Origin of the sequence: Shinella granuli (assembly GCF_004341885.1) — a bacterium.
Lineage (GTDB): Bacteria > Pseudomonadota > Alphaproteobacteria > Rhizobiales > Rhizobiaceae > Shinella > Shinella granuli.
The window spans coordinates 133469-146877 of the sequence record NZ_SLVX01000015.1 but is presented as its reverse complement, the minus strand read 5'-3'; the positions used below and the strand labels follow the sequence as shown (position 1 = coordinate 146877).

Below are 13409 nucleotides of genomic sequence, written 5' to 3'. Positions count from 1 at the left end.
GCGTCGCGGTTCTCCATGCCGAGGTCGTAATATTCGAGGTCGATGTCCAGGTACGGATGGATCAGCTTGTCCTTGATGAACTGCCAGATGATGCGCGTCATCTCGTCGCCGTCGAGCTCGACGACCGGGTTGGCGACCTTGATCTTTGCCATGGAGAGCCTCGTATTTTGTCGGGGCCTTGCGCCCCGGATCGTGGACTTTAAAGGAATGTTTGGCCCTATAGCACTCGCGGCCGGGAAGGCAAAGCCAACCAATTGCCGAGACGGTTTATTTTCGCCGGGGTTGAGAATAAGTTTCGCCGGAATTCCGTTTCAGGAAGGCTCTCGGGCGGCCGTTCCGGTCCGCCGTCATTCAATGGAGAACATGATGTCGCGTCTCGGCCTCGTTGCGCTTGCCCTTTTGCTTCCCGTTTCCGTGGAGGCTGCCGATTTCAAGGCACCCGTTTCGGAGGTCATGGCGGCCGCGGCGGCCAACTGGCAGGATCTCGGCGCGGACACCGATACGCCGCCGCCCTATGCCGACTACTTCTCCGAGGACTTCCTGAAGCGTCTCTACAGCAAGGATTTCGTCGCCAAGTACAAGGAAGCGGCGAAGTATCCCGCCTATGAGGACGACGGTTCGCCCTTCGACTACGATCCGATCATCGGCGGCCAGGACGGCTGTGCGCTGAAGGACGTCACGACCACCGAGGGACAGCCGGCGAACGGCGCGGAAGACGTGACCGTGACCTTCGACAACAGCCATTGCTTCGGCGAGCGGGCCGCCGACTGGCAGCCGGAAACGCTGGTCTTCAAGTTGATCGAGGAGGACGGCCGGGCGGTGATCGACGACATCGAGCGCCCGAGCTTCGAGGAGGGCGCCTCCCTGAAGAAGGAAATGGTGGAGATCGCCGAGGCCGGCGCCAATGACGGCAACGGCAGCGCCGCCGAATCCCCCGAATGAGCGGCTTCATGCTTTTCATTTGCCGCTTATTGTGCCAGTGAAGCCCGAACTTTCCAGGGATATTTGGGCATGGCAGGCACGAACAGCGAACGCACGCTGATCGCCGAGGGACCGGCGATCATCCTCGTTCATCCGCAACTCGGCGAGAATATCGGCATGGTGGCGCGCGCCATGGCGAATTTCGGCCTTGCCGAACTGCGCCTCGTCAATCCGCGCGACGGCTGGCCGAGCGAGAAGGCGATCTCCGCCGCCAGCAAGGCCGATCACGTCATCGAGGCGGCGAAGGTCTATCCGTCGCTGGAGGCGGCCGTCGCCGACCTCGAATTCGTCTATGCGACGACCGCGCGCGACCGCTACGGCTACAAGGAGGTCCGCTCGCCGGTCGTCGCTGCCGACGACCTGCGCGTGCGCTTCCGCGCCGGGCAGAAGACCGGCATTCTCTTCGGCCGTGAGCGCACGGGCCTCACCAACGAGGAGATCGCGCTCGCCGACGAGCTGGTGACCTTCCCGGTCAACCCCGCCTTCGCCTCGCTCAACCTCGCCCAGGCCGTGCTCCTGATGAGTTACGAGTGGATGAAGAGCGGCCTTGCCTCGGTCGAGGACACGCCCTTCGACGCGCTGCCGCAGCGCCCGGCCAAAAAGGAGGAGCTGCAGGGGCTGTTCGACCATGTGGAGGAGACGCTGGAGGCGCGCGGCTACTTCCGGCCCGCCGAGAAAAAGCCCAAGCTGGTGGAGAACCTGCGCGCCATCCTGACGCGTCCGTCCTTCACCGGCACGGAGATCCAGGTCCTGCGCGGCATCATCTCCTGCCTCGATCGCTTCACCCGCGAATCGCCGCGCGGCGCGACCAACCCCAACCGCACCCGCAACCGCCGGCCCAAGGTGCCCCGTGACGACGCATAGGCCCTTTCCGGAACAGGCGTCGGCCAAGCCCATCCTGATGTTCGACAGCGGCATCGGCGGCCTGACCGTGCTGCGCGAGGCGCGCGTGCTGATACCCGAGCGGCACTTCACCTATGTGGCCGACGATGCCGGCTTTCCCTATGGCGGCTGGGAAGAGCCGGCGCTGAAGGCGCATGTCGTCGATCTCTTCGCAAGACTGCTCGCCGAACACGACCCGGAAATCTGCGTCATCGCCTGCAACACGGCCTTCACGCTCGTCGGCGCGGACCTGCGCGCCGCATTCCCCCACATGCCCTTCGTCGGCACCGTGCCCGCGATAAAGCCCGCCGCCGAGCGCACCCGTTCCGGCCTTGTCTCGGTGCTGGCCACGCCCGGCACGGTGAAGCGCGCCTATACGCGCGACCTCATCCAGTCCTTCGCCAGCCAGTGCGACGTACGCCTCGTCGGCTCTGAGAACCTCGCCCGCATGGCCGAGGCCTATATCCGCGGCGAGACCGTCTCCGACGAGGCCGTGCGCGCCGAGATCATGCCCTGCTTCGTCGACGAGGACGGCCTCAAGACGGACATCGTCGTGCTCGCCTGCACGCACTATCCCTTCATGGCCAACCTCTTCCGCAAGCTCGCCCCCTGGCCGGTCGACTGGCTCGACCCCGCCGAGGCCATCGCCCGCCAGGCCCGCCGCCTCGTCCCCCCGCTGGAAACCCTCGCCCCGGGCGAGGACATCGCCGTCTTCACCTCCGGCAAGCCGGACTTTTCGACACGCCGGCTGATGCAGGGGTTCGGGCTTCGGGTCGTCTGAGGCTTGTATCGCGTATCGATACGCGATACACTGCGCCATGATCGTCAGTTTCCGACACAAGGGTCTGGAACTCTTCTACGCGTCGGGATCGACGAAAGGGATCCAGGCGTCGCACGCCGCCAAACTCGGGCGCATCCTTGGCGTGCTGGATGTCGCGAGCGCACCTGTCGACGTCGACCTGCCGGGCTTCAGGCTTCATCCCCTCAAGGGAACGATGAAGGGACATTGGTCGGTTTGGGTGAATGGCAACTGGCGAGTGACGTTCCGTTTCGTCGGGACCGATGTCGAGCTGGTCGACTACCAGGATTATCATTGAGAGGAACACGGCGATGATGAGACTTCCGCCCCATCCCGGTGAATTGCTCCGCGAGGACGTGCTTCAGCCGCTCGGCCTTTCGGTGACGGACGCGGCCAGTCGGCTCGGCATGTCCCGGGTCGCGCTTTCGCGCGTGCTGCATGGGCGTGCCGCCGTCAGCCCCGATCTTGCCCTGCGCCTGGAACGGGCAGGGGTCAGCACGGCGCGCGCATGGCTCGCCATGCAGGCCAATTTCGATCTTGCGCAGGCGATGCAGCGCGCGCAGCCCGAGGTACAGCCGCTCGATGACAAGGCCGCTTGAGCGCGGCCTCGGCGAGAACCTTGTGGATTTTTTCAAAAAGCCGGGCGTGACGGCTGCTTGTTTCGTGTTAGGGCTTGCCGGATATCCGGTGGCGGCCGGCGAATCAGGAATTTTGGAACGAGGAACGGGATGAAGGTCGGCATCGACATGGGAACGGTGCAGGGCGGCGCACCGGCCAGGCTCGATATCGAGGAACTGCTGGCGACGCGCCTGCTCGTGCAGGGCAATTCGGGCTCGGGAAAGTCGCATCTGCTGCGGCGCCTGCTCGAACAGTCCGCCCAATGGGTCCAGCAGGTCATCATCGATCCCGAAGGGGATTTCGTCACGCTTTCCGACCGGTTCGGCCATGTCGTGGTCGATGGCGAACGCACGGAAGCCGAACTCGTCGGCATCGCCAACCGCATCCGCCAGCACCGCGTCTCCTGCGTGCTCTCTCTGGAAGGGCTTGAGGCCGACGAGCAGATGCGGGCGGCCGGCATCTTCCTCAATGCGTTGTTCGATGCGGACCGGGACTTCTGGTATCCGGTGCTCGTCGTCGTCGACGAGGCGCAGCTCTTTGCGCCCGCCGTCAGCGGCGAGGTCTCCGAGGAGGCGCGAAAACTGTCGCTCGGCGCGATGACCAACCTGATGTGCCGCGGCCGCAAGCGCGGCCTTGCCGGCGTCATCGCCACGCAGCGCCTTGCCAAGCTTGCCAAGAACGTCGCGGCCGAGGCCTCCAACTTCCTGATGGGCCGCACCTTCCTCGATATCGACATGGCGCGCGCCGCCGACCTGCTCGGCCTCGATCGCCGGCAGGCGGAGATGTTCCGCGACCTACCGCGCGGTTCCTTCGTCGCCCTCGGCCCGGCGCTGTCGCGCCGCCCCTTGCCGGTGACGATCGGCGCGGTCGAGACCTCCGCGCGCTCGACCAGCCCCAAGCTGATGCCGCTGCCGGATGCACTACCGGACGTGGAGGACCTGATCTTCACGCCCGATCCGGACGAGTTTTCCCGCCCGCTCGTCCGCCGCGCGCCGCCGGCGCCGCGCCCGACGACGGACATCCTCGCCGAACTGTCCCGCGCGCGGCCGGAGCCGGTGCAGGCGGAGGCGAAGGCACCGGTGCCGGAAATCTCCGCCGAAGAGCGGGAAGGCCTTCTCGACCAGGCGCTCGCCGAAATCCTCGGCAATCCCGATGCGGCCTTCCGGGCCGATGCCGAACTGTTCCAGGATTTCCTCGTGCGCTGCCGCATCCGCCGCGTGCCGGGCGCGCCGCTGTCGCTGCCGGCCTTCCGCCGCAAGATGGCGGTCGCGCGCTCCGGCGTCGATGCCGAGACGGCGGCAAGCGAGATCTGGGGCAGGGCGCTCGACCTTTCCCGCAGTGTCACCGAGGATCTGCAGGGCGTATTCCTGCTCGTCGCGCAGGCCGCGGTGCGCGGGCTCTCTTGTCCCTCGGACGCCCGGATCGCGCGGGCCTACGGCACGCATTCGGCTCGCCGGGCGCGGCGCCTGCTCGGCTATTTCGAGGAGCAGGGACTGGTGGTCGTGCACAGCGATCTTGCCGGCCACCGCATCGTCGCCTTCCCGGATCTGAACTGCGAGACACTGCCGGGGGACGCCAACGGGCCGGACCTTGCCGATTCCCACCGCGATGCGGCGGAATAGGCGGATTTTCCGAGTCTTGCTCGTTGACAGTCCTGTAAAACTCCCCTAATGACCCCGCCAGCGCCGGGCAGAAATGTCCGGTGTTTCATTTGACATGTCCCGTGGATTCTCCGGTCGCGATCGTGAGAAGCCTGTCGGAACCCGAAAGGTTCAGAGGAGGGCGTGTTTCCTTCAGCCGGTCCGGCAACGGCCCGGCATAACGAGACCAAGAGGAAATGCGATGAGCAAGCGCGCTGCATCCAAGTACAAAATCGACCGCCGCATGGGCGAGAACATCTGGGGCCGTCCGAAGTCCCCGGTCAACCGCCGCGAATACGGCCCGGGCCAGCACGGCCAGCGCCGCAAGTCCAAGCTTTCGGACTTCGGTGTCCAGCTTCGCGCCAAGCAGAAGCTGAAGGGCTACTACGGCGATATCCGCGAGAAGCAGTTCCGCGCGATCTTCGCCGAAGCCGAGCGCCGCAAGGGCGACACCCCGGAAAACCTGATCGGCCTGCTCGAATCGCGCCTCGACGCGATCGTCTACCGCGCCAAGTTCGTCCCGACGGTCTTCGCTGCCCGTCAGTTCGTCAACCACGGCCACGTCAAGGTCAACGGCGTCCGCGTCAACATCGGTTCCTACCGTTGCAAGCCGGGCGACGTCATCGAAGTCAAGGAAAAGTCCAAGCAGCTCGTCACGGTTCTCGAATCCGTTGGCCTGGCTGAACGCGACGTTCCGGACTATATCGAAGCCGACCACAACAAGATGACCGCGACCTTCGTTCGCGTTCCGATTCTCTCCGACGTGCCCTATGCCGTCGTCATGGAACCGCACCTGGTCGTCGAATTCTATTCGCGTTAATTCGCGGGCGACACCTTGCGCAATCCGGAAAAGCCGCCAAGAGATTGGCGGCTTTTTCGTTTCGGGGGAACGGGATGACGGACTTGCAGGGCATTGTCGAGGAGATCCACGCGAACCTGTCGCCACGATGCGGCGAGGGCAGGGTGGCGGACTACATTCCGCAGCTTGCCCATGTGGATCCCAAAAAGTTCGGCATCGCCGTGGTGACGGTCGACGGCGCGGTGCATCTTGCCGGCGATGCGGACGAGGCCTTTTCCATCCAGAGCATTTCCAAGGTCTTCACCCTCACGCTCGCCCTCGGCAAGCATGGCGAGGCGATCTGGAAGCGTGTGGGGCGCGAGCCGTCGGGCTCGGCCTTCAACTCCATCGTCCAGCTCGAGCACGAGGGCGGCATCCCGCGCAATCCCTTCATCAATGCCGGCGCCATCGCCATCACCGACCTCGTGCTCGCCGGCCATACGCCGAAGGAGGCGATCGGCGAGATCGTGCGGTTCCTGCGTTATCTCGCGGACGAGGACGACATCATCATCGACCAGGCCGTGGCGCGCTCGGAGCAGGCGACGGGCTTCCGCAATGTCGCGCTGGCCAATTTCATGCGCTCCTTCGGCAAGCTCGACCATGCGGCCGAACTGGTGCTCGGCGTCTATTTCCATCAGTGCGCGCTGGCGATGAGCTGCCGCCAGCTCGCCAAGGCGGGGCTGTTCCTTGCCAACAACGGCACCAATCCGCTGACCGGCCACCGCGTCGTCTCGCATCTTCGGGCGCGGCGTATCAACGCACTCATGCTGACCTGCGGCCATTATGACGGCTCGGGCGACTTCGCCTACCGCGTGGGCCTGCCGGGCAAGAGCGGCGTCGGCGGCGGGATCCTGGCCGTTGCGCCGGGAAAGGCCTCGGTCGCCGTCTGGTCGCCGGGGCTCAACGAGAACGGCAATTCGCTCATCGGCTCGCTGGCGCTGGAAATGCTGGCGGCGCGCACCGGCTGGTCGGTGTTCGGGGCTTGATTGTGCGGCCGGTTCGGGGCATTGCAGGCCCATGACCTTGGCCTTTGCTGATACCGACGACGACGCACCGGATGCCGGCCGCCATCCGCTCTTTGCGGATGCGCCTTCCAGCGTCTCCTTCAACAAGCTGCGCAAGCGCCTGCTCAGGCAGGTCCGGCAGGCGATGGACGATTTCGCGATGCTGAAGGGCCAGAGGCGCTGGCTCGTCGGCCTTTCGGGCGGCAAGGACAGCTACGGCCTGCTCGCCCTGCTGATGGACCTGCAATGGCGCGGCCTTTTGCCGGTGGAGCTCGTCGCCTGCAATCTCGACCAGGGCCAGCCGAATTTCCCGAAGCACATCCTGCCGGATTACCTGAAATCCATCGGCGTCAGGCACCGGATCGAATACCGCGACACCTATTCCATCGTGAAGGAGAAGGTGCCGTCGGGGGCGACCTATTGTTCGCTCTGCTCGCGCCTCAGGCGCGGCAATCTCTATCGCATCGCCCGGGAGGAGGGCTGTGATGCGCTGGTGCTCGGCCACCATCGCGAGGATATTCTCGAAACCTTCTTCATGAACTTCTTCCATGGCGGGCGGCTCGCCGCCATGCCGCCGAAGCTTCTGAACGACGAGGGCGACCTCATGGTGCTGCGTCCGCTCGCCTATGCGGCGGAGGACGATCTTGCCAAATTCGCCGCCGCCATGCGGTTCCCGATCATCCCCTGCGACCTCTGCGGCTCGCAGGACGGCCTCCAGCGCAATGCGATGAAGGCGATGCTGGCGGATATCGAGACGCGCATGCCGGGCCGCAAGGACGCCATGCTGCGCGCGCTCGGCCATACCAACCCGTCCCATCTTCTCGACCCGAAGCTTTTCGATTTCTCCTCCCTCGAAACGGTAAGGCCCCATGACGACGATTGACATCAATGCCCTCGCCCTCGTGCTTGCACAGGCGGCGGAGGCGGAAATCCGCCCGCGCTTCCGCGCGCTCGCCAAGGGCGACATCCGCACCAAGGCGGACGCCAACGACCTGGTGACGGAAGCCGACGAGGCGGCCGAACGCTTCATCAGCCGGGAGGTGAAGGCGCAGTTTCCGGGCGTTCTCTTCGTCGGCGAGGAATCGGTGGCGGCCGATCCGGCGCTCTTGCCGAAGCTCAAGGATGCGGATGTCGCGATCGTCGTCGACCCGATCGACGGCACGTTCAACTTCGCCGCCGGCGTGCCGCTCTTCGGCGTCATGGCGGCGATCGTCTCAGGCGGCGAGACGGTCGGCGGCATCATCTACGACCCGATGGGCGATGATTTCGTCATGGCGGAAAAGGGCGGCGGCGCCTGGCAGACCGGTGACCACCGCCCGGCCGTGCGGCTGAAGACGCGCGGCGGCGCGCCGCTCGAAGCGATGACCGGCATGGCCTCGACCAGCTTCCTCGACCGGGCGCGCCGCGCCCGCATCCTGTCGAACCTCGCCAAGGTCGCCTTCGTCTCCAACTATCGCTGCGCGGCGCACGAATACCGCACCCTTGCCGGCGGTCACCTGCATTACCTGATGTACAACAAGCTGATGCCCTGGGATCACCTCGCCGGCACGCTGATCGCCGAGGAGGCCGGCGCCTATGCCGCGCGCTTCGACGGTTCGGCCTACAAGCCGCACCATGTCGAGGGCGGCCTCCTGGTCGCGCCGGACAAGGAGAGCTGGGAAATGCTGCGCCGCGAGGTCTTCGTCGACTGAGGCGCGGTTCACATCAAGGAAAAGGCCCGGCTGCATCCGCAGCCGGGCCTTTTTCATGGGTAGCTCTGGCCTCAGCGCTTGGAGACCGGCAGGTAGTCCCGCTTCGGGGCGCCGATATAGAGCTGGCGCGGACGGCCGATGCGCTGTTCCGGATCTTCGATCATCTCGTTCCACTGAGCGATCCAGCCGACCGTGCGGGCGAGCGCGAAGAGTACGGTGAACATGGTGGTGGGGAAGCCCAGCGCCTTCAGCGTGATGCCGGAGTAGAAGTCGATGTTCGGATAGAGCTTCTTCTCGATGAAATACTCGTCCGTCAGCGCGATGCGCTCCAGTTCCATGGCGACTTCCAGCATCGGATCGTCCTTGATGCCGAGTTCGCCGAGAACCTCGTGCGTCGTCTTCTGCATGATGCGGGCGCGCGGGTCGTAGTTCTTGTAGACGCGGTGGCCGAAACCCATCAGGCGGAACGGATCGTTCTTGTCCTTGGCCTTGGCGACATATTCCGGGATGCGCTCGACGGAGCCGATCTCGGCCAGCATGTTGAGCGCGGCCTCGTTCGCGCCGCCATGGGCGGGGCCCCAGAGGCAGGCGATGCCGGCGGCGATGCAGGCGAAGGGGTTGGCGCCGGAGGAACCGGCGAGGCGGACCGTCGAGGTGGAGGCGTTCTGCTCATGGTCGGCGTGCAGGATGAAGATGCGGTCCATGGCGCGCGACAGCACCGGGTTCACCACATAGTCTTCACACGGCACGGCGAAACACATGCGCAGGAAGTTCGACGCGTAGTCGAGGTCGTTCTTCGGGTAAACGAAGGGCTGTCCGATATGGTACTTGTAGGCCATGGCGGCGATCGTTGGCATCTTGGCGATCATGCGCAGCGAGGCGACCATGCGCTGGTGCGGATCGGTGATGTCGGTCGAGTCGTGGTAGAAGGCCGACAGCGCGCCCACGACGCCGCACATGACGGCCATCGGGTGGGCGTCGCGGCGGAAACCGGTGAAGAACTTCGACATCTGTTCGTGCACCATGGTGTGGTGCGTGACGCGATAGTCGAAATCGTCCTTCTGCGACTTGGTCGGCAGTTCGCCGTACAGCAGGAGATAGCAGACTTCGAGGAAGTCGCCGTGTTCGGCCAGCTGCTCGATGGGGTAGCCGCGGTGCAGCAGGACGCCTTCATCGCCGTCGATATAGGTGATCTTCGATTCGCAGGAGGCGGTGGAGGTGAACCCGGGATCGTAGGTGAAGGCGCCTGTATTCTTGTACAGCGTGCCGATGTCGATCACATCGGGGCCGATCGTACCGGATCGCGTCGGCAACTCGATTGTCTTGCCACCGATCGATACATCCGCGCTTGTTCCTGTCATAACGATCCTCCGTTGTTTCCAATGGCGGCACGAGGTTGTGCCGGAACCATGAACATGCTCGTTTTGCTAGCCCATTTGCACCTGACTGCCAAGCGAGACGAAAGGCAAATTGTGCATTGCGGAAATGGGCTTTCCGGCAACGCAATATCTACCCTTTCCCGCAAGTTTCAAGCAACTTTTACGCGTGTTTCGCGAGATATGGAGGGGGCATCCTTTCTGCCTGGCTTAGCATTTTCCGCGCCTACTGTTGATTGAAGATTTTTCCGTTCGGTTGCACAATGGGACGGGAACGGGTGGGGCCGGGGTCATGGAGAAGGTCGGCGTCGCGGAACGGCGGGAAATGCCCGAGGCCGATGCCTGGCGGGTGGCGCCCGATGACGCCGCCGTCCCGCGCGCCCCGGTTCGCGATCCCGTGCGCCGGGGAGCGCTGGCCATCCTGCGGCGGGCAGCGGGGCGCTTCAAGGCTGCGGTGGCTGCCAAGCAGCCAAGCGCGGCCGCATTCGCCGAGGAAAGGGCGCATGGCCATTTCTTCCTTTTCGTTCCGGTCTTCCTCGGCGCGGGGGCGGCGCTCTGGTTCGCCGCCGCCACCGATCCGCCGCTTGCCACCACGCTTTTCGTCATTGCGCTCGCGCTCTGGCCGGCCTGGCGCCTTCGCCATCGCGAGGACTGGATCGCGCTTGCGGCCGGCGCCGCGCTGCTCGTCCCGGTCGGCATGCTGCTGGCGGCGCTCGAAAGCGCCCGGCTCGCAACGGTCCTGCTCGACGCGCCTGTCACCACCGAGATCAGCGGGCGGGTGCTGGCGCGCGAAAGCGACGAGCGGGGTGCGATCCGCTACCGCATCGCACTGGAGGCGACGCGCGACCCGGTGCTGAAGCGGCCGCCCGGCATGGTGACGCTCCTGGCCCGCAGCCGGCACACGCCGATCCCGATCGGCGGCGGCATAACCGGGCGGGCGCGGCTCGGGCCGCCCTCCGGCCCGGCGCTGTCCGGCCTCAACGACTTCGCCTTCGATGCCTATTTCGCCGGCACCGGCGCTGTCGGCTATTTCTATCGCGCGCCGACCGCGATTGCGGTGGCCGGGCCGGGATTGGAGGGGCGGATCCGGCAGGAGATCGCGACCTGGCGCAACAACCTCACCGAGCATATCCGCGGCCGGATCGGCGGCGATGCCGGCGCGATCGCCGCGGCGCTGGTGACGGCCGAGCAGCGGGCGATCGGCGCGCAGACGGTGGAGGCGCTGCGGCAGGCGGGCCTCGCCCATGTGCTCGCCATTTCCGGGCTCAACATGGTGCTTGCCGCCGGCACCTTCCTCGTCGGCGCGCGTGTCCTGATGGCGCTCGTCCCGGGGTTCTCCGAGCGTTACCCCGCCAAGAAGATCGCCGCTGCCGGCGCGCTCGTCATGGTCACGCTCTACATCCTCGTTTCGGGCGGCGCGATCTCCGCGGTGCGCTCCTGGATCATGATCTGCATCATGCTGGTGGCGGTGCTGTTCGGCCGCGCGGCGATAAGCCTGCGCAATGTGGCGCTCTCGGCGATCCTCATCCTTGTCGTGACACCCTCTGCCGTCACAAACCCGGGGTTCCAGATGTCCTATGCCGCAACGCTCGGTCTCGTCGCCGGCTATGCGGCCTGGCGCGAGCGTCCGGTCCGCCGGGAGGGCGGGGGAGAGCGCCTGAAACTGTTCGGCGGCGCGCTCGGGCGCTTCTTCGGCGGGCTCATGCTGTCCTCGCTGATCGGCGGGTTCTCGACGCTGATCTATTCCATCGGCCATTTCCATCGCATTCCGGCCTATGGACTTGCCGGCAACCTGCTTGCCATGCCCGTCATCAGCGCCGTCGTCATGCCCTTCGGCCTCATCGCCGTGCTGCTGATGCCCTTCGGCCTCGATGCCGTGCCCTTCGCGATCATGGGCAAGGGCATCGACTGGATGATTGCGCTGTCGACATGGGTTGCAGGCTGGAAGGGCGAGATCGTCACCGGCCGCATTCCGCCGGCCGCGTTCCTGCTGGTCGGCCTCGGCGGCGGGCTTGTCTGCATCCTGCGCACGCGGCTGCGCCATGCCGGAACGCTGCTTGTCGGTCTCGGCCTCGCGCTTGCCTGCTTTCCAGTCGCAAGCGCCACGCCGGAAGTGCTGGTGTCCGAGGACGGCCGCCTCGTCGCCATTCTTCGCGGCGAAACCGTCGCGACCAACCGGGCGAGACCGCCGGACTTCATCTATGCCCAGTGGCGGCGCGCCCTCCGGCTCGGCGATCTCACGAAACCGGAGATCCGCAGGAGCGCCGGACTGACCCTTGAGGACGCCGGCGAAACCGCCGGCACGACCGAGGGGCAGAAACGGCCGCGGCGCCAGGCCGACCGGCAGAAGGCGAAGGATGCCATGGTCTCAGCGCTCGCGGCGGCCCGGACCGGCAAGGGTTTCGTCTGTGAAGCAAAGGCATTCTGCGCCGCCGTCTCGCCGAGCGGCTGGCGGATCGTCACCCTGGACGACGTCGCCTTCCTGGGCACGGCCTGCGATGCGGCCGACCTTGTCATCGTGTCCCTGGCCCTGCGGCTGGAGGCCTGCCGCTCCGGCGCGCGCCTGGTGACGGCGCGCCACCTGAGGCGAACCGGCGCCCTCGAAATCCAGCCGGCCGACGGGGACACATCCCGCGCCTTCTCCGAAGCGCGCATCCTGCCGGCCGTGGAAAGCCTCGACCGGCCCTGGACCCGCCACCGCACCTATGACTGGCGCACCGGCAGCTTCGATCCGTCTTGAGCATTTCCGCTTTTCCTCGAACCGCGAAAACACGCCAACTCTTTGTTTTAACGCAATTCCGGACGAAGGGCCGCTTGGCACGTCTGCTGGAATTGCTCTCAGGATCAGTGATAGCGGCGGATGAGGCCGACCAGCTTGCCCTGGATCTTCACCCGGTCCGGCCCGAAGATGCGGGTCTCGTAGGCGGGGTTTGCCGCTTCGAGCGCGATGGAGGCGCCCTTGCGGCGGAAGCGCTTCAGCGTGGCCTCCTCGTCGTCGACGAGCGCGACGATGATCTCGCCGGGATTGGCGCTGCTCGCCGTGCGGATGATCACCGTGTCGCCGTCGAGAATGCCGGCCTCGATCATCGAATCGCCCTTGACCTCCAGCGCATAGTGTTCGCCGTTGCCGATCATCTCGGCCGGCACGGTGATGTCATGGGTGTTGTTCTGGATGGCGGAGATCGGCACGCCGGCGGCGATGCGGCCCATGACCGGAACGGAGACGGAAGAGGAAACCTCCGCCACGGGCGTGCGCTGCGGCGGGGCGGCGACGGGCGGCTGCTTGCCGCGGCTGCCCTCGATGACGGCCGGCGAGAAGCCGCGGCGCGGCTGCAGGCTCTGCGTATAGGCTTCGGGAAGCTTTATCACCTCCAGCGCGCGGGCCCGGTTGGGCAGGCGCCGGATGAAGCCGCGCTCTTCCAGCGCCGTGATGAGGCGGTGGATGCCGGATTTGGAGGCGAGATCCAGCGCATCCTTCATCTCGTCGAAAGAGGGGGGAATGCCGGATTCCTTCATCCGTTCGTGAATGAACAGGAGGAGTTCCTGTTGTTTCCGCGTGAGCATGGCCCCTCCACCGAGA

At 65.8% G+C, this 13409-nt stretch carries 13 protein-coding genes and 1 pseudogene; 11 read left to right on the top strand and 3 right to left on the bottom strand.

Annotated elements, in window-relative coordinates; translation table 11 throughout:
• Positions 1-152 (bottom strand): annotated as a pseudogene (locus EV665_RS21495) (isocitrate/isopropylmalate family dehydrogenase); the annotation flags it as partial.
• A gap of 211 nt (positions 153-363) precedes the next feature.
• Between EV665_RS21495 and EV665_RS21490 the strand changes: the two are divergent.
• The 10 genes from EV665_RS21490 (at position 364) to EV665_RS21445 (ending at position 8453) form a co-directional block, all read left to right on the top strand.
• Entirely contained in the window at positions 364-942 is a 579-nt protein-coding gene (locus tag EV665_RS21490) for a hypothetical protein (RefSeq protein WP_133035615.1), read from the top strand.
• 69 nt (positions 943-1011) lie between these two features.
• Positions 1012-1845, top strand: coding sequence for an RNA methyltransferase (locus tag EV665_RS21485; RefSeq protein ID WP_133035614.1), 834 nt, complete (start codon positions 1012-1014; stop codon positions 1843-1845).
• A 37-nt stretch (positions 1846-1882) separates the two neighbouring features.
• A complete protein-coding gene (gene murI, locus EV665_RS21480; protein ID WP_133035622.1) occupies positions 1883-2644 on the top strand; it encodes a glutamate racemase in 762 nt (253 codons plus the stop codon).
• Between the two features lie 37 nt (positions 2645-2681).
• The gene (locus tag EV665_RS21475) at positions 2682-2960 is read left to right on the top strand and encodes a type II toxin-antitoxin system RelE/ParE family toxin (protein WP_133035613.1); all 279 of its coding nucleotides are present in this window, start codon (positions 2682-2684) and stop codon (positions 2958-2960) included.
• A gap of 13 nt (positions 2961-2973) precedes the next feature.
• Positions 2974-3261 (top strand): HigA family addiction module antitoxin, encoded by a 288-nt coding sequence (locus EV665_RS21470; protein ID WP_133035612.1) that lies wholly within the window; start codon positions 2974-2976, stop codon positions 3259-3261.
• A gap of 129 nt (positions 3262-3390) precedes the next feature.
• Positions 3391-4902: a helicase HerA domain-containing protein gene (locus EV665_RS21465; RefSeq protein ID WP_133035611.1), complete on the top strand. Its 1512-nt coding sequence runs from the start codon at positions 3391-3393 to the stop codon at positions 4900-4902.
• A 220-nt stretch (positions 4903-5122) separates the two neighbouring features.
• Positions 5123-5740 (top strand): 30S ribosomal protein S4, encoded by a 618-nt coding sequence (rpsD, locus tag EV665_RS21460; protein ID WP_064330024.1) that lies wholly within the window; start codon positions 5123-5125, stop codon positions 5738-5740.
• 74 nt (positions 5741-5814) lie between these two features.
• Positions 5815-6744 carry a glutaminase gene (locus EV665_RS21455; RefSeq protein WP_064330025.1) on the top strand — a complete coding sequence of 310 codons (930 nt, stop codon included), beginning with the start codon at positions 5815-5817 and terminating at the stop codon, positions 6742-6744.
• Between the two features lie 31 nt (positions 6745-6775).
• A complete protein-coding gene (ttcA, locus tag EV665_RS21450; protein WP_133035610.1) occupies positions 6776-7645 on the top strand; it encodes a tRNA 2-thiocytidine(32) synthetase TtcA in 870 nt (289 codons plus the stop codon).
• Positions 7632-8453: an inositol monophosphatase family protein gene (locus EV665_RS21445; protein WP_064330027.1), complete on the top strand. Its 822-nt coding sequence runs from the start codon at positions 7632-7634 to the stop codon at positions 8451-8453. Before ttcA ends, EV665_RS21445 begins: the two co-directional genes overlap by 14 nt.
• A gap of 71 nt (positions 8454-8524) precedes the next feature.
• Here EV665_RS21445 and gltA read toward each other — a convergent pair whose 3' ends face one another.
• Positions 8525-9814, bottom strand: coding sequence for a citrate synthase (gene gltA / locus EV665_RS21440; protein ID WP_064330028.1), 1290 nt, complete (start codon positions 9812-9814; stop codon positions 8525-8527).
• Between the two features lie 307 nt (positions 9815-10121).
• On the opposite strand from gltA, the gene EV665_RS21435 reads away from it, so the two are divergent.
• Positions 10122-12569: a ComEC/Rec2 family competence protein gene (locus tag EV665_RS21435; protein ID WP_245507781.1), complete on the top strand. Its 2448-nt coding sequence runs from the start codon at positions 10122-10124 to the stop codon at positions 12567-12569.
• 104 nt (positions 12570-12673) lie between these two features.
• On the opposite strand, the gene lexA is transcribed toward EV665_RS21435, so the two are convergent.
• Positions 12674-13393: a transcriptional repressor LexA gene (lexA, locus tag EV665_RS21430; RefSeq protein WP_064330029.1), complete on the bottom strand. Its 720-nt coding sequence runs from the start codon at positions 13391-13393 to the stop codon at positions 12674-12676.
• Positions 13394-13409: the final 16 nt, after the last annotated feature.